Source organism: Arthrobacter sp. MDT1-48-3 (assembly GCF_054511015.1).
This window is the reverse complement of the sequence record NZ_JBTNDL010000006.1, coordinates 1-16,554: the sequence shown is the minus strand read 5'-3', so window position 1 is coordinate 16,554 and position 16,554 is coordinate 1. Positions and strand designations below refer to the sequence as shown.

Here is a 16,554-nt window from a genome sequence, read left to right as displayed (position 1 = left end):
GCACCAGGTGCTGGTCGTCCACGATGGCGATGCGGATCGGAGACGGGGCGTCGACGGCCGACGGGATGCCGGACGGGGCGGTGCTGCTGGCGGTGCTGTCCACGGTGGTGTCGCTCTCCTGTGCTGTCCTGGGTGGGCTGCTGGGCGGTCTCCCCAGCCTAGGCCTGGGTGTACGGGATGAATGCCTCCACGCGGTAGCCGCCCCCGGTGCGCGGCGCGGCCGAGACCGTGCCGTCGTAGAGCCGGACCCGTTCGGTCATGCCGATGATGCCCTGGCCCGCCCCCGCCGTGGCAGGATCCGGAGCGGCCCCGCGCCCGTCGTCGTCCACCGTGATGGTCAGTCCGCGCGGGCCGTACTCGAGCGACACCTCCGTGGACGTGGCCGATCCCGCGTGCTTGAGCACGTTCGTGAGCGATTCCTGCACCGCCCGGTACGCCGTGAGCTCGGCTCCGAGCGGCAGGGGCCTGCGCGGCGTGCCGATGCGGCGGCAGTCGATCCGCACACCGGATCTGCGGACCGACTGGATGAGGGAGTCGATGTCGTCGAGCGTGGGGAGCGGCCGGGTGGACGCACTCTCGTCACCGCGGAGGACGCCGAGCAGCCGCCGCATCTCGCGCAGCGAACCCCGCCCGGTGTCGGCGATGGTACCGAGCGTCCGGACGGCGATTTCGGGTGCGTGCGCGCTCGCATACCGTGCGCCGTCGGCCTGCGTGATGATCACCGACAGGGAGTGCGCCACGATGTCGTGCATCTCCCGGGCGATGTGGCTGCGCTCGTCGGCCGCGGCGAGGTCGCGCTCCTGCTGCCGCTCGACCTCGAGCCGCCGGTTCCGGTCCTCGAGCGCACGGTACGTGAGCCGCCGGGACCGGGCGAGGTCGCCCATCGTCCAGGCGAGGAGCGCGAGGGACTCCACGAAGAACAGCAGGATGAGGAACAGGGGCACCGTCGTCAGCACGGAATCACTTCCGCTCACACCCAGCAGGTCGCCGTACCGGACGAGGCCGATCGCGGCCCCGGCGATGGCGAGGCCGAGGCCCCCGAGGCTCGCCCGCCGCGGGCCGAAGGCCGCCAGGGTGTAGATCGTGACGAGGATGACGAACTGGGCGGGGACCGGTTCGATGCCGGTGACGAGCTGCAGTACGGAGACGCCCGCGATGACCGAGGCAGAGAGCACCACGCGCGAACGGCGCCACGCGAGGGGGAGCACCAGGGCCACGGACACGACGACGGTCGGGCTCATGCCCCCCACGCCGCTCGCCGCGAACGGCAGGACGAGGAAGACGAAGATCCCCAGCGCGAGCCATGCATCGATCGTCCCGGGGTGCGCTCGGACCCAGCGTGCCAGCCGCAGGTGGATGTCCATGGGGACCAACTCTAGGTGGGGCCCCGCCGTCGTACATCCGACCACGGGTGGAGCCGTCTCACCCTGCGGACGGATTGTCGCGGGTTCTGGCGCTTTCCTACGCTGGGAGCATGACTGATGCCGCGCACCACATCGACCTCGCCGTCATCCCCGGAGACGGGATCGGACCCGAAGTGACCGCCGAAGCGGTGAAGGTCCTGCTGGCGGCCGTCGGGAACGCCGTCGATGTCGCGCTGACCGAGTACGAGCTCGGCGCCGAGCACTGGCTCGCCACAGGGGAGACCCTGCCGGATGCCACCCTCGAGCGACTGCGGAGCCATGACGCCATCCTCTTCGGGGCGGTAGGTGCCGCCCCGGGCGACACCCGCATCCCCTCGGGCCTGATCGAACGGGAATTCCTGCTGAAGCTCCGCTTCTCGCTCGACCACTTCGTGAACCTGCGCCCCTCGAGGCTGTACCCGGGCGTCCCCAGCCCGCTCGCCGCCCCCGGCACCATCGATTTCGTCGTCGTCCGTGAGGGCACGGAAGGTCCCTATACGGGCAACGGCGGAACGCTGCGTGGCGGAACACCGCACGAGGTGGCCACCGAGGTCTCCCTCAACACCGCCCACGGTGTGGAGCGCGTGGTCCGGGATGCCTTCGTGCGGGCCTCGGGACGCCGGAAGAAGCTCACGCTCGTGCACAAGCACAACGTGCTGGTCTACGCGGGCCACCTCTGGAAGCGCACCGTCGAGGCGGTCGCCGCCGACTTCCCCGACGTGAGCCACGACTACCTGCACGTGGACGCGGCGATGATCTTCCTCGTCACGGATCCTTCGCGCTTCGACGTCATCGTCACCGACAACCTGTTCGGTGACATCGTCACCGACCTCGCCGCCGCCGTGTCGGGAGGGATCGGCCTCGCCGCGTCCGCGAACCTCAACATGGACCGCACCGCGCCGTCCATGTTCGAGCCCGTCCACGGATCGGCCCCGGACATCGCCGGCCGACAGGTGGCCGATCCCACGGCCGCGATCCTGTCCGCGGCCCTCCTGCTCCGGCATCTCGGCCACGACGCTCCTGCGGAGCGGATCGAGCAGGCCGTGGAGCAGGACATCGCCGCCCGTTCCGGGGCCCGCAGCACGTCGGCCGTCGGCGATGCTATTGCCGCTGCCGTGTCCTAAGGTGGTTACACATCATTAACCCAGTGCCGGAGCACTGACCACCGACGGGCGACGGCGGCCACGCCGCACGTGCAGTCCGTTCCAGCGCGGAGGAACCATGACAGCCACCGATACCCAGTTCGCCCAGCACCTGTCGACGCAGCGGGCGTCGGCCGAGGAGCGCGAGGCGGTGCTGGCGAATCCGGGCTTCGGCAATTTCTTCACCGACCACACGGCCGTCGTCGACTTCCGCGTGGACGAGTCCGGCGTCGGCGGCTGGCACGATGCACGACTCGAGCCCTACGGTCCGATCGCGCTCGATCCGGCGGCCGCCGTCCTGCACTACGGCCAGGAGATCTTCGAGGGGATGAAGGCCTACCGGCATGCCGACGGTTCGGTGTGGACGTTCCGCGCCGATGCGAATGCCGCCCGCCTCAACCGCTCCGCAGCCCGCCTGGCACTTCCCCAGCTGCCCGAGGAGCTGTTCCTCGAGTCCCTGCGCCAGCTCGTCTCGGTGGACGCCGACTGGATCCCTTCCGGGGACGGCGAGAGCCTCTACCTCCGGCCGTTCATGATCGCCACCGAGGCGTTCCTCGGGGTCCGGCCCGCCCGCGAGGTGTCCTACCGGGTCATCGCATCACCTGCGGGCAACTACTTCGGCGGCGAGGTGAAGCCGGTGGACATCTGGGTGTCGCGCAACTACGCCCGGGCCGGGCGCGGCGGAACCGGCGCAGCGAAGGCCGGCGGCAACTACGCCTCGTCGCTCGCCGCCCAGCTCGAAGCCGAGGCGCACGGCTGCAAGCAGGTGCTGTTCCTCGACCAGTTCAACGACAACGCCGTCGAGGAGCTCGGCGGCATGAACGTCTTCTTCGTCTTCCGGGACGGTTCGCTCGTCACTCCTGCCCTGTCCGGCACAATCCTGGAGGGCATCACCCGGTCCTCGATCATCCAGCTCGGACGCGACCGGGGGCTCACGGTCAGCGAACGCAAGATCACGCTCGACGAGTGGCGTGACGGCGTCGCCGGCGGCGACATCACGGAGGTCTTCGCCTGCGGTACGGCGGCCGTGATCACGCCGATCGGACAGCTGCGCGACGGCGACGAATTCATCGGTGCCGCCGGCACGCCCGCCGGAGAGGTGACCATGTCGATCCGCAGCCAGTTGCTGGGCATCCAGACCGGGACCGTCGAGGACACGCACGGCTGGCTTACGCGCCTGGTCTAGGAGCCACCGCGGGCGGCGTCCGTTCCACCCGGAAGGGCTGGGCGGGCGCCGTTCCCGTACGTCGCGGTACGACCGTCGCGGGGGAGCGCGGTCCGGTTCCGTCCCCGTCCGTGCGCAGGGATCAGCGCGACGCCGCGGTCTCCGGGCCGTCGACCCCTTCGCCGACCCGCAGGTACCGCGTGGTGGACAGGAGCGCGCCCGTCTCCTCCGCAGGCATCGGGCGGCTGAAGTAGTAGCCCTGGCCGCTCGCGCAGCCCAGTGCCCTCAGCTGGTCCGCCTGCTCCCGTGTCTCGATGCCCTCGAAGACCGCTTCGAGTCCGGCGGCCCGGATGAGCTGGAGGATCGCCGCGACGAACTCCAGCTGCCCCGCCCGGGTGTTCAGTTCGACGAGGAGCGAGCGGTCCACCTTCACCATGCTCACGGGGAGTTCCCGGAGGTAGCTGATGGAGGAGTAGCCGGTACCGAAGTCATCGATCTCGATGCCGACACCGAGCTGCTGCAGGCTCAGCAGGGAGTACATTTCCACTTCGCCCCGCGTCACGATCGCCGTCTCCGTGATCTCGACGACCAGGTTGCGGGCGGGCAGGTCGAGCTCGCGCAGCAGGGTCCGGATGTGGTCCACGAGGTCGAGCTGTTTCAGTTCGACGGCCGAGAGGTTTACGCGCAGCTGGAAGTCGTCGTCGAGGACGAAGTCCCTGCGCCACTGGGCGAGCTGCCGCAGCGAGGCGGACATCACCCATCGGTCGAGGTCGTGGATGACCCCGATCTCCTCGGCCAGGGGGATGAACGTGTCCGGCGGGATGAGTCCGCGCAGGGGGTGCTGCCACCGCACGAGGACCTCGACGCCGAGGATCCTGTTCGTCGCCAGTTCGACGACGGGCTGGTAGTGCAGCACGAGTTCGTCCGAGCTGATGGCGCCGCGCAGTTCCGTCGCCATCTGGCTGCGGAGTTGCCGGGAGTACAGCATGACGGGTTCGAAGACCTTGATGATGCTGCGGCCCTCGCGCTTCGCGGCATACATGGCGGTGTCCGCGTCCAGCAGCAGTTCCTCGGCCGTCTGGTCGGCGGTGCCGAGCCGGACGCCGATGCTCGCGCGGGAGTGGACGTAGAGGGAGTCGAGGCGGATCTGCTCGCCGAGGACCTCCAGGGCCCTCCGGGCGACCTGCATGGCGATGTCCATGGTCGCGGCCGGCAGCAGGATCGCGAACTCGTCCCCGCCGAGCCGTGCCACGAGGTCGGTCTCGCGCACCACGCTGTTGAGGCGGTTGGCCACTTCCTGAAGGACGCGATCGCCCGCGTCATGACCGAACCGGTCGTTGACGTTCTTGAAGCTGTCGAGATCGAGGAGGAGGAGGGCCGGTGGCGGGGCGCCGTTGGCGGCCTGGGTGAGCGCCTCCTCGATGCCGTCCATGAGTGCCACACGGTTGGCGAGCCCGGTCAGGGCGTCGGACATCGCCATCTTCATCATGTCGAGGTGCGCCTGGCGGAGCATCGCCGTGCGGCTCTCGACGCGCTTCTCGAACTGCTCGTAGACCTGTTCGAGTTCCTCAGCGAGCAGGTTCACGCCGGTGATGACGGCGTCGACCTCGTCCCGTGCGCTCGACGGCTCGATGCGGCTGCTGAGTTCTCCACGGGACAGGCGGACGATGCTCTCGACCAGCATGGCCAGCCGGGGGTCCTTGTGGTCAGCGCTCATTTGTCCCAGCGTACAGTCCGGAGGCGGAGCTTCCCCGTGAGCGGAGCCCGGCGGGGCGGAAGCGGGCGCAGGGCGCGGGGACGGCGACAACCAGCCATGTCGATACCCCCGAATCGTCGCCGTCGAATCACGTGGTCCACGCCGGCCGGATGGGCGGCGTGTCCTGTGTCGCGTGTACCTGGAGCGCAGTGCCGAGGCGCTACGTGACGGGGAAAGGTTAGCACTGTGCATCGGCACTTCCCGGCCGCGCGGTGGACGCCGATCCATCGAGCACCGGCCACTCGTCCCCCGGCAGCAGGAAACCCCGGTCGGGGTGGGAGTAATGGGGGGAAACGCCCAGCCCGACCGGGGCCTGCGGACGAGTCTACGGCAGAAGTGTCGAGGGCACGTCCCGAGGCGGGGTCAGGAACTCCTTGACATCGCACCGGGAGCCGGTTCAGGGCCGGGACGCTCCGATGTCCCGGATCAGTGCCCTTGCGGTGGAGGCCCTGTCCTCGGCGCCGGATTGCAGGAACAGGTCCTCGCTCAACTGGAGATTCGGGATGGCCTCCGCATTGCTCCCATGGCCGGACAGCGCCTGGCCCAGAAGGAAGTGTGCCTGTGCGGCGACGTGCGATGCGAGGAGCTGCTTGCGGGCGATGATCGCGGTGAGCTGTTCGACGGCAGCCTCGAACTGCCCGGTCAGGACGTGCCATTGCGCCCGGATCAGTTTCAGTTCGAGGCGGTCACGTTCCGTCCCCCCGACGATCGAGCTGGCAAGTTCCGCCCGCTCGATGCACTCGAGTGTCTCGGGTTCGAGCACGCCGGCGGCGAGGCGGAAATCCGCCGAACCGCGATTGAAGCGGGCCCAGAGATCGAGATCGTTGGTGGGGGACAGGGTCTTCGCTGCGAGCTCGTGGTAGGACACGCCCTCGCTGATATTCCTGAGAAGGAAGGCCACGTTGCCGATCGCCCAATAGGACTGGCCGGCGTACTTGTTGTCCTGGTCCTTGTCGAGGAGGTCGGCGAGGATGCGGCACTCACTCCAGGCACTCTCGAGCTGGCCGCTCTCAGCCAGAGCCGCGATCAGCGCATTCTGAGCCTCGATGACGATGGTGTTCTGGTTGGGTTCGAGCAGTGCTTCCGAGACAGCACGACGCGCTGCTTGAACTGCTGAGGCGAGATCGCCGCTTCCCTGCAGGGCGAAGGCCTGGAGGGTGAAGACCCGTGCACTGAGCGCCTTCGACCGCTCCGTCAGGGAATGCGCAGCCAGTTCATCGGCAATGGTCTGCGACTCCTGCATCAGACCTTGTTTCCGAAGGCATTCCCCGACCAGGAACGTGGCGTTCCACCAGCCCAGATCGTCCCCGTCCTCACGGGCCGCGGATGCCAATTCCATCGCGAGACTCTGGGCGGCCACGTAGTCCCGCTGGTTCCAGGCATCACGAGCACGGAACTCGAGGAGCAACCGCTGGCCCGGGCCTTCCCTGTATGACATGCGCACCCTTCGGCTTTCCGTGTGGTCGGTTGCTCATCCCATTATTCGGTGTACTAGGTGCAAGAACCATCCGCTGGAAAAATACTCCGAAAAAATCCTCTGAAAATGTTACTAAAGTGGCTGGAGTGGCTTACGATGATTCTCGAGTCGCCTGTGGTAATAAGGCGGCTCGCCACCACCACTGTTGATCAAGCCAAAGGACCACCGCTATGAAGCGCCTCACCTCCGCACTCCTCCTCGCAACCCTCCTCGTCACCGGCGGTGCAGCGGCAGCGAACGCCGCCCCCGCCAAGGCCGGCACCGGCACCGTCACCTCGCCCGATCGCGTCGGATCCTGGCCGTTCTGATCCACTCTCGGCTGTACACCGCCATCCGTTAGGCGGACGGCACCAGTAGGGCTTGAAATGCAGTACTGATACCGCGGGCACCCTCGATTCTGGGGAGGGAGTGCCCGCGGTATCTCCTTTTGAGCGTTCCGCCGGACGTCCTCGGGCCCTGCTCGTGTGCCGACGATGGCAGCGGCAGGCGCCGCGCCGGGCGCCGATGCCTCACGCTAGGCTTGGCCGCATGCGAATTGCACGCTTTGTCGTAAATGATGACCCACTGTTCGGTGTCGTGGAAGGTGCGGCGGGAAGCGAGGAGGTGGCCGTCATCCAGGGCGACCCCTTCTACGCCGGCGTCCAGCTGACCGGCGTCCGCCATGCGCTGGAGGACGTCCGGCTCCTGGCCCCCGTGATCCCCCGCAGCAAGGTGGTGGGAATCGGCAGGAACTATGCGGACCACATCCAGGAGATGGGCAGTGAGACGCCTGCCGCACCGCTGATGTTCCTCAAGCCCAACACGTCGGTCATCGGTCCTGGCGACCCGGTCATGCTCCCGTCCTTCTCCGACCAGATCTCGTACGAGGCGGAACTGGCCGTCGTGATCGGCAGGATCTGCAAGGACGTCCCGCTCGAGCGGGTCGACGACGTCGTCTTCGGGTACACGTGCGCCAACGACCTGACGGCGCGTGACGTGCAGAAGACGGACGACCAGTGGGCGCGGGCGAAGGGCTTCGACACGTCCTGCCCGATCGGTCCGTGGATCGAGACCGACCTCGATCCCGAGAACCTCACCGTCCGCGGATCGCTCGACGGCGAACTCCGCCAGGACGGCTCCACGAGCGACATGATCTGGGGCGCCCGGGAACTCGTCGCCTACGTCTCGCAGGCGTTCACCCTCCTTCCCGGAGACGTCATCCTGACCGGGACGCCTGCCGGCGTCGGTCTGATCACGGACGGCCAGCGGTACGACGTCGAGATCGAGGGCATCGGCCGCCTCTCCAACCCGGCCCGCCGCTGACGGTTCCGCGCCTGGCCGCTCCGCGCCTCCTGGTCCGTCGTCGGCCACTCACTGTCAGGCCCGACGACGGACCCGCGGCTCGCGCGGCGCCTGATGGTCCCACCTAGACTGGGATCATCATGACTACTGCCGCAGAGATCCCCACCGTCACCGATGCCACGTCCGTCCGCGTCCGATTCTGCCCGTCGCCGACGGGTACGCCCCACGTCGGGCTGATCCGGACCGCCCTCTTCAACTGGGCCTACGCGCGCCACACCGGTGGCAAGCTCGTCTTCCGCATCGAGGACACCGACGCCGCCCGGGACAGCGAGGAGAGCTACCAGCAGCTCCTGGAGGCCATGAGGTGGCTGGGCATCGACTGGGACGAAGGCGTGGAGGTCGGCGGACCGCATGCGCCCTACCGCCAGTCGCAGCGCGGCGAGCTGTACCAGGACGTCATCGAACGGCTCGTCGCCGCCGGGCACCTCTACGAGTCCTTCTCCACGCCGGAGGAGGTGGAGGAGCGCCACCGCGCAGCCGGCCGTGACGTCAAGCTCGGCTACGACAACCACGATCGCGACCTGACCGACGAGCAGAAGGACGTATTCCGGTCCGCCGGGCGGCCCGCCGTCCTTCGCCTGCGCATGCCGGACGAGGACATCACCTTCACCGACCTCGTCCGCGGCGACATCACGTTCCGCGCCGGCAGCGTGCCGGACTTCGCCGTCGTGCGTGCCAACGGGGCGCCGCTCTACACGCTCGTGAATCCAGTGGACGACGCGCTGATGGGCATCACGCATGTCCTGCGCGGAGAGGATCTGCTGTCCTCGACGCCGCGCCAGGTCGCGCTCTACCGTGCGCTGATCGACATCGGTGTGGCCCGCTACATGCCGCTGTTCGGACACCTGCCCTATGTCATGGGCCAGGGCAACAAGAAGCTGTCCAAGCGGGATCCCGAGTCCAACCTCTTCCTGCACCGTGAGCGCGGCTTCATCCGCGAGGGGCTGCTCAATTACCTGTCGCTGCTGGGCTGGAGCCTGTCGGCCGACGAGGACATCTTCTCCGTGGAGCAGCTCGTCGAGAAGTTCGACGTGCGCGACGTGCTCGCCAACCCCGCGCGCTTCGACCTCAAGAAGGCAGAGGCGATCAACGGGACGCACGTGCGGCTCCTCGATCCCGCCGAGTTTCGCTCCCGGCTCCTGCCCTACCTCGCCACCGCCGGGCTGATCGCCGCTGAGCCCTCCGAGGAGGAGCTGCGCATCATCGCCGAGGCCGCCCCGCTCATCCAGGAGCGCATCACGCTCCTCGGCGAGGCTCCCGAGATGCTGGCCTTCCTGTTCAAGGCCGACGACGCCGTGGACGTCGCCGACGACGCCCGCAAGGGCCTGCCGGACAACCTCGGCGAGGTGCTCGACGTCACGCTGGAGGCCCTCGAGGGCTGCGAATCCTGGGACGCCGAAGCGCTGCAGGCCGCGCTCCGGGGTGCCCTGGTCGACACGCTCGGACTCAAGCCGAGGCTCGCGTTCGGACCGGTCCGCACGGCGATCTCCGGACGCAGGATCTCCCCGCCGCTCTTCGAGTCGATGGTGATCCTCGGCCGCGAGTCCTCGGTCGCGCGCGTGCGTGCGCTGCGCGCCACGGTGGACTGACCCGTGCCTGATCCGGCAGCCGAAGCGGCGGGGGGCATCGGCCCCGGGGTCGACGGCGTGCTCTTCGACATCGATGACACCCTCGTGGACCTCGAACAGGCCATGGGACGGACGCTCCAGGCGATTCCCGATCCTGCGCTCAGCCACCTCACCGATGACGACTGGGCGCGCTACAAGGCCCTGTACACCGGCGACCCGCACAGGCACTACGACCGCTTCCTCGCGGGGGAGCTGACGTTCGAGGAGCAGCGCGTCCACCGCGTGCGCCACGCGCGCTCCGCATTCACCCCGGAACCCTTCCTCGGCCGGGTGGCGGACGAGTGGGTCCGTGAGTACGAGCGCACCCTGCCGCTGCATTTCCGGGCGTACGACGACGTCGGGCCGCTGCTCGACGAGCTCGACGCGCGCGGGATCCCCTACGGAGCGGTGAGCAACAACGTCCACGACTACCAGCGGGCAAAGCTGGACCGGGCGGGGCTGTCCCGCGTCGAGGTGCTCGTGGGCATCGACACCGTCGGGGTGGCCAAGCCCGAGCCCGGCATCTACCTCGAGGGCGCACGACGGATCGGCACGACGCCGGCCCGCACCCTCTACGTCGGCGACAACCGGCTGGTCGATGCCGTGGGTGCACGGTCGGCCGGACTGGTGGGGGTCTGGCTGGACCGCGCCGGGACGGGGCGGGAATCCGGGACCGATTCCGGGGCGGGCGCCGCGGCGGACGTGCCGTCCGGGGGAGTGCCGGTACCGGGCCGGGCCTCGGCGGAGGACGCCCTGGAGGTGCCCCGGATCACCGGGCTGGCGGCCGTTTTGCAGTTCCTGCCCTCTGTCCGGTAAAGTTATATCTCGGCGCGGAGCGGTTACGCGATCGAAACCCAGCACCATCGGGGCTTCGGGAAGTGCCATTGGGGTATGGTGTAATTGGCAACACACTGGTTTCTGGTACCAACATTCTAGGTTCGAGTCCTGGTACCCCAGCGCACTCCCGTCCTCGCGGACGGGATGGCACAAGCAGTAGAAAAACAGTAGTAGGATGAAAAGTACTGGCCCCATCGTATAGCGGCCTAGTACGCTGCCCTCTCACGGCGGTAACGCGGGTTCGAATCCCGCTGGGGTCACAACGGTCCGCAAGGACACGACGGGAAGTCCCGGACATCAACACGATGTCCGGGACTTCTTCGTTGGTGGGGTGCGTCTCCGGGCGGCTGGCATGATGGAGCCATGAGTGCACCGATCACCGCCGGCGAGCCCCGCGGGCTGTCACCGCTGCTGCGGGAGGTGCGCGCCGCACTCGAGGACCTCGTGTTCCCCCTCGCCCTGCCCGGTTCCGTGGAGGCACGCGAAGCGGCCACCGCAGCCCGGGCCCAACTGAACGACTACATCCTCCCGCGCCTCGCCAGCCTCGACGCGCCGCTCATCGCCGTCGTCGGGGGATCCACCGGTGCTGGGAAGTCCACCCTGGTGAACGCCCTGGTCGGGCGGCCCGTCTCGGTGACGGGTGCGGTGCGGCCCACCACGCGCCAGCCCCTCCTGCTCCACCATCCCGAGGACGGCGCGTGGTTCGACGACACACGCGTGCTGCCGACCCTGAGCCGCGTGCGGATCGCGGACGACGACGGCGCCGACCAGGATCCGGACGGGCCCTCGACCCTGCCTGCACGCATCGGGCAGGCAGCCGACGCGAACACGCTGCTGCTGCGCCCCACGCGGTCCCTGCCCGCCGGGCTCGCCCTGCTCGATGCCCCGGACGTCGATTCCATCGCCGACGAGAACCGCAGGCTCGCCGGACAACTCCTCGCAGCGGCGGACCTCTGGCTCTTCGTCACGACCGCCAACCGCTACGCGGACGCCGTGCCCTGGAAACTGCTGGCCGAGGCAGGTAGGCGCGACGTACTGGTGGCGATCGTCCTGGACCGCGTCCCGCCCGGGGTGGAGGAGGAGGTCAGGAGCGACCTGCTGACACTCCTGTCCGCCGAGAACCTCGGGCACGCACCCATCTTCGTCGTCCCGGAGACGCCCCTCGTGGGCCCTGCGAAGATGCTGCCCGCCGGCGCCGTCGAGCCCATCACCCGCTGGCTCCACGCCCTGGCCGCCGACGCGGAGGGGAGGCGGGACATCGCACGGCGCACGGTGGGCGGCGCGATGCGCGCGCTGGCCGGGCGCATCGACTCGATCGCCGCTGCAGCCGCGCAGGAACAGGCCGCCGGGGATGTACTGCGCGCGGCGGTGGACGGCGCGTACCGGGACGCGCTGGCGGACGTCCTCGCGGCGACCGAGGACGGCAGGCTGCTGCGCGGCGAGGTCCTCGCCCGCTGGCAGGATTTCGTCGGCACGGGAGAATTCATGCGGGGACTCGAGTCGAGGATCGGACGCGCGCGTGATCGCGTCAGTGCCTTCTTCACGGGAAGGCCGGCTCCTGCGGCGACCGTGGCCGAAGCCATCGGGAGCGGCCTGCAGACGGTCATCGTGGAGCAGGCGGCCCGGGCCGACGAGGTGGCCAGGCGACGCTGGCTGGCGGAGCAGGCCGGGAGCGCGCTGCTCGCCGGCGTGCCCTCCTGGCGTGCCGAGGACTTCTCCACCGCGGTGGCCCGCGAGATCCGGGCATGGCAGCAGGACCTCCTGCAGCTCGTCCAGGCCGAAGGAGCGGACAAGCGGTTCACGGCACGCATGCTGTCCTTCGGCGTCAACGGGATCGCCGTGGCCCTGATGGTGGTGGTGTTCGCGTCCACCGGCGGACTCACGGGAGGCGAGCTGGGCATCGCGGGCGCATCGGCGATCGCCGGACAGAAGCTCCTCGAAGCAGTCTTCGGTGACGACGCCGTGCGGCGCCTCACCGTTACGGCACGCAGGAACCTGTCGCAGCGCGTCGACGGACTGTTCCGCCAGGAACGCATCAGCTTCGACCGCTGCCTCGACCCGCTGGCACACCAGACGCCGGCGGAGACGCTGCGGGTACTGGCCCGGCAGCTGCGGACAGCACTGCCGGGCGGGCAGCAGCCGACGACTATCGAGGACGACGCATGAGCCGACCGGGGGACGCAGCGGTCCAGACACCGCTCGCGTCATCGCTCACGGACGCCCTCGACCGGCTGGCGACGGCCTACGACCTCGGTGTGGACCGGTTGCCGCCGGAACGGCTGGAGAGGCTGCACGCCACACTCGACCGCGCCGGCTCCCGGCGATCGCTGTCCGGGAACCACACGGTCGTCGGCGTCTTCGGGCCCACCGGCAGCGGGAAGTCCTCCCTCGTGAACGCGCTGAGCGGAACGGGCGCCGCACGGGTGGCAGTGCGGCGGCCGACGACGTCGGAACCGCTCGCACTGGTCTGGGAGAGCGCGGGAAGCGGCGAGCTGCTCGACTGGCTGGGCGTCGGCCAGCGCGTGGAACTGCCGGCCGGGGCGCCGCTCCTCCGGGGACTCGACCTGCCGGGACACGACGGCGCAACCGCGGATTCCGGAGAGCCCACGCCGTCCGCCCTCCTGCGGGAGGAACCGGACGGTGCGCGAGGCGCCGGCGACACGCGACGGGGACCGGCGAAGGAGTCCCGCGGAGTCCTGCGCAGGATCTTCGGCCGGCGGCGCAGGGGCGCGGTGCCGTCCCGACGGGACGATCCCTCCGGATCCGCGGCGCCAGTGGCGGCAGCTGACGCCGCAGGTTTGATCCTGCTGGACCTCCCGGATTTCGACTCCACCGCCGCGGCGCATCGCGACGTCGTGGAACGGCTCGCCCGGCAGGTGGACGTCCTGCTGTGGGTCGTCGATCCCCAGAAGTACGCCGATGCGGCGCTCCATCACGGTTTCCTCCGTGGACTGGCGTCCCACGAGGCCGTGACCCTGGTCGCGCTCAACCAGGCGGACCGGTTGGAGCCGGCGGACCTCGACGCCGTCACGTCATCGCTGGCCGGGATCCTCGCGGGGGAGGGGCTCCCCGGCGTGGCCGTCCTGCCGGTGTCCGCACGCACGGGAACGGGCCTCGACGCGCTCGCCGCGGCGATCAGGGCCCATGCCGAGAGCCGCGCCGCCGCCACGAGACGGCTGTCCGCCGACGCCGCGGGAGCGGCCACCGAGCTCCTGCCCTTCGTCGCGGAGGAACCGGTGCCGCTGCCCGCAGCGGACGCGAGGTCCACGCTGTCGGACGAACTCGGTGTCGCCGCCGGTGTCCCGGTGGTCGTCGACGCGGTGCGGGCCGCCTATCGCCGGGACGCGCACGCCGCCGCGGGCTGGCCCGTGACGCGCTGGCTGGCGAGGCTCCGTCCCGACCCCCTGCGACGCCTCAACCTCCGGAGCCAGGATGTCGTCCCCGAGGTGCGCCGGTCGTCGCTACCGCTCGGGCAGCCTGCCCAGCGCGCACGCGTGGACCACGCACTGCGGGTGTTCGGCGATGCATCGGCGCAGGGCGCACCCGAGCCCTGGCACACCTCGATCAGGGACGCGGCCCGCGGGACGGCGGGGGAGCTCACGGATGCCCTCGATGCCGCCGTCACCGGCACGGACCTCGAGACGGATCGACGCTGGTGGTGGGGGGTCTTCGGTGTCCTGCAGTGGGTCGCCTTCGCGGCGCTCGTCACCGGACTGGTGTGGCTCGGCGTCCTTGCCGTCCTCGGGTTCCTGCAGCTGCCCGCTGTCGACGTGCCCCGCGTCGAGGGGTTCCCGGTTCCCACGCTCCTGATCCTGGCAGGCGGCGCGGCCGGCATCCTGCTGGGGATACTCGCCGCGCTGCTCGCGCGGTGGGGAGCGGCCCGGCGCGCGACACGGGTGCGCCGGCGACTCCTGGCATCGTGCTCCCGCGCTGCCCGGGACATTGTGATGCTGCCCGTGGAGGGCGAGGTGGGGCGCTGCAACGACTTCCGGGCAGCGGTGCTGGGGGTACTCCGGCGGACCTAGCGGCTGTCCGGCCCGGTCGGTCCTACTGCGGTGGCCGAATCCGGCGGAAGGGTCTCGTGCAGCGGGCGGGACGACGCCCGGTAGGGGACCGGCCGTCGAGGCGGGTTATGGCGTCTGCGCGCTCGTCCGCGCCACCGCGTTGTGGCCCGAGCAGATCCAGTCGACGGAGCCCGAGCGGATGCGCTCGGCGAGCAGCTGGACGGTGCGTGCGGCCACGGGCTTGTCATTGATGACGATCGCGTAGAAGTCGCTGACGGTGCCGTCCGCCGACACCTTCGCGGCGTCGCCGGTGAAGAGCACCCCACGCCACTGGTACGCGTAGTGGCCGGGCGTGTGCCCCGGCGTCGGGAAGTACTCGAGTCCGGAGAAGATCTCGCCCGACCCGTCCAGCTCCCGGGCACCCTCGGGGAAGGGGACGCGCGCCACCTTCTTCAGGACCTTCCGGAAGACCGTCCTCGGCTCGACCCTGCCGCGAAGGATGTCGGCATCGGCGGCGCCGATCCATACCGTCGCCCCGAGCGTCTCCTGCAACCGCTGCGCGACCTGCGCGTGGTCGGCGTCGTAGTGGGTGAGGACGATGTCCGTGATCGGCCCGGTCGTCGACTCTCCGGCGCGCAGTTCGGCGACGATGCCGTCGAACCCGGAGGACATCCCCGGGTCGATCACCGCCGCGCGACCGGCTCCCGCCACGACGAACCCGTGCGAACCCTTCTGGTGTTCGAGCTGGTAGCAATCCTGGGCGATGAGGCGCATGGGTATCCTTCGGCTGGTCCTGGGCCGACCTACGGTCCCGGTCGGCCTGCGGATGGTCACACTGTAGCGCTGCCCGTCTGGCGGGTAAGGATCGCGGACCGGAACAGTTCCACCGGCGGACGAGGCCTACTTGCTGATTCTGGTGGTCCGATGGTCATCCATGAAAGTCGATCCACGGCCCGACCTCGGTGTCGAGGCGCCTTTCGAAGCGCTCGACTAATACCGCTCGTGCCGCATTGGATGAGAGTTCGGCGGAGCGCCGGAGGGGAATTGCGGTCCGACCACCATCAGAAGCTAGCCGGTCTTTATCAGCGAAGTAGCTGCGGAAGTTTTCACCGCGGTGTTGTAGGCAGTTTTCTTTCCGGTCACGCTGACGGTAATCGTTTTTCCGGCGTCGGCTGTCGTCAATTTATAGCTGGTAGCGGTAGCACCTGGGATGAGGGCCCCGGAGCGGTACCACGTGTACTCGAGGGTCACGGGGCTCGGCCCCCATACGCCGGGGTTGGCCGTGAGGATCGATCCCACGGTGGTCGTTCCGGTGATGACAGGAGTTCCCGCCGTCAGGGTTCCGGCCTTCACTGGGGCGGTCGCGACTGAGGCCTTGGTCGTAGTGCGGTATCCGGTCCTGCTTCCGGTGACCTTCACCGTGATGGTCTTGTCCAGATCAGCAGCAACAAGGGCGTAGGTGTTCTTCGTCGCGCCCGTGATAGCCGTCCCGGAACGGAACCACTGGAAACGCAAGGCGGTCGGGGTCGGAGCCCAGGCTCCGGCCGCCGCTGTCAGCGTTCGACCCACCTGCGGTGTTCCGGAGATTGTCGGGACAGGAGTCGCAGACCACAGCATCGCCGTGTTGAGGGTGTAGGTCTTGCCCCAGCTTGCCTGGAGCCTCTCGCCGTAAACCTTGATGTAGCTTCGCCCAACAGGCAGATTGATTTGTTGGGCGGCGAGTCGGATTCCGTCGGAGTCTGCACCGGTGAGGTCGAAGTTGTAGAGGCTGGCGCCGTTGGCATTCAGGATGCTGAGCGTATAGAGCCTGCCGGTGCCAAGA

Annotated in this window: 12 protein-coding genes, 2 tRNA genes and 1 pseudogene; 10 read left to right on the top strand and 5 right to left on the bottom strand. The window is 69.3% G+C overall.

Annotated elements, in window-relative coordinates:
* Positions 1-158: 158 nt before the first annotated feature.
* Positions 159-1,364 carry a sensor histidine kinase gene (locus ACX80L_RS13195; RefSeq protein WP_459290185.1) on the bottom strand — a complete coding sequence of 402 codons (1,206 nt, stop codon included), beginning with the start codon at positions 1,362-1,364 and terminating at the stop codon, positions 159-161.
* A 110-nt stretch (positions 1,365-1,474) separates the two neighbouring features.
* On the opposite strand from ACX80L_RS13195, the gene ACX80L_RS13190 reads away from it, so the two are divergent.
* Both ACX80L_RS13190 and ACX80L_RS13185 read left to right on the top strand, forming a co-directional pair.
* Positions 1,475-2,527, top strand: coding sequence for a 3-isopropylmalate dehydrogenase (locus ACX80L_RS13190; protein ID WP_133080761.1), 1,053 nt, complete (start codon positions 1,475-1,477; stop codon positions 2,525-2,527).
* A 97-nt stretch (positions 2,528-2,624) separates the two neighbouring features.
* Positions 2,625-3,731, top strand: coding sequence for a branched-chain amino acid aminotransferase (locus tag ACX80L_RS13185; RefSeq protein ID WP_208741415.1), 1,107 nt, complete (start codon positions 2,625-2,627; stop codon positions 3,729-3,731).
* A gap of 121 nt (positions 3,732-3,852) precedes the next feature.
* Here the strand turns inward: ACX80L_RS13185 and ACX80L_RS13180 are convergent, their stop codons facing one another.
* Together ACX80L_RS13180 and ACX80L_RS13175 are read right to left on the bottom strand one after the other, a co-directional pair.
* Positions 3,853-5,427: a putative bifunctional diguanylate cyclase/phosphodiesterase gene (locus ACX80L_RS13180; protein ID WP_459290183.1), complete on the bottom strand. Its 1,575-nt coding sequence runs from the start codon at positions 5,425-5,427 to the stop codon at positions 3,853-3,855.
* A gap of 436 nt (positions 5,428-5,863) precedes the next feature.
* A complete protein-coding gene (locus tag ACX80L_RS13175) occupies positions 5,864-6,904 on the bottom strand; it encodes a hypothetical protein (protein WP_208740184.1) in 1,041 nt (346 codons plus the stop codon).
* Between the two features lie 209 nt (positions 6,905-7,113).
* Between ACX80L_RS13175 and ACX80L_RS13170 the strand changes: the two genes are divergently transcribed.
* From ACX80L_RS13170 to ACX80L_RS13135, 8 genes are all read left to right on the top strand, one after another.
* Complete coding sequence (locus tag ACX80L_RS13170) at positions 7,114-7,251, top strand: hypothetical protein (protein ID WP_208740183.1); 138 nt, start codon at positions 7,114-7,116, stop codon at positions 7,249-7,251.
* Between the two features lie 220 nt (positions 7,252-7,471).
* Positions 7,472-8,245, top strand: a complete 774-nt coding sequence (locus ACX80L_RS13165; protein WP_133080757.1) for a fumarylacetoacetate hydrolase family protein — start codon at positions 7,472-7,474, stop codon at positions 8,243-8,245.
* A gap of 119 nt (positions 8,246-8,364) precedes the next feature.
* Positions 8,365-9,873, top strand: a complete 1,509-nt coding sequence (gene gltX, locus ACX80L_RS13160) for a glutamate--tRNA ligase (protein ID WP_459290180.1) — start codon at positions 8,365-8,367, stop codon at positions 9,871-9,873.
* Between the two features lie 3 nt (positions 9,874-9,876).
* Positions 9,877-10,707 (top strand): HAD family hydrolase, encoded by an 831-nt coding sequence (locus tag ACX80L_RS13155; protein ID WP_459290178.1) that lies wholly within the window; start codon positions 9,877-9,879, stop codon positions 10,705-10,707.
* Positions 10,708-10,776: 69 nt separating this feature from the next.
* Positions 10,777-10,848 (top strand) — tRNA-Gln (locus tag ACX80L_RS13150).
* Between the two features lie 67 nt (positions 10,849-10,915).
* A tRNA-Glu gene (locus ACX80L_RS13145) sits at positions 10,916-10,988 on the top strand.
* Positions 10,989-11,091: 103 nt separating this feature from the next.
* Positions 11,092-12,894 carry a dynamin family protein gene (locus tag ACX80L_RS13140; RefSeq protein WP_459290176.1) on the top strand — a complete coding sequence of 601 codons (1,803 nt, stop codon included), beginning with the start codon at positions 11,092-11,094 and terminating at the stop codon, positions 12,892-12,894.
* Complete coding sequence (locus tag ACX80L_RS13135; RefSeq protein ID WP_459290174.1) at positions 12,891-14,753, top strand: GTPase; 1,863 nt, start codon at positions 12,891-12,893, stop codon at positions 14,751-14,753. Before ACX80L_RS13140 ends, ACX80L_RS13135 begins: the two co-directional genes overlap by 4 nt.
* Positions 14,754-14,858: 105 nt before the next feature.
* On the opposite strand, the gene ACX80L_RS13130 is transcribed toward ACX80L_RS13135, so the two are convergent.
* A complete protein-coding gene (locus ACX80L_RS13130; protein ID WP_208741401.1) occupies positions 14,859-15,506 on the bottom strand; it encodes an MBL fold metallo-hydrolase in 648 nt (215 codons plus the stop codon).
* A 294-nt stretch (positions 15,507-15,800) separates the two neighbouring features.
* Positions 15,801-16,554, bottom strand: a pseudogene (locus tag ACX80L_RS13125) (carboxypeptidase regulatory-like domain-containing protein); the annotation flags it as partial.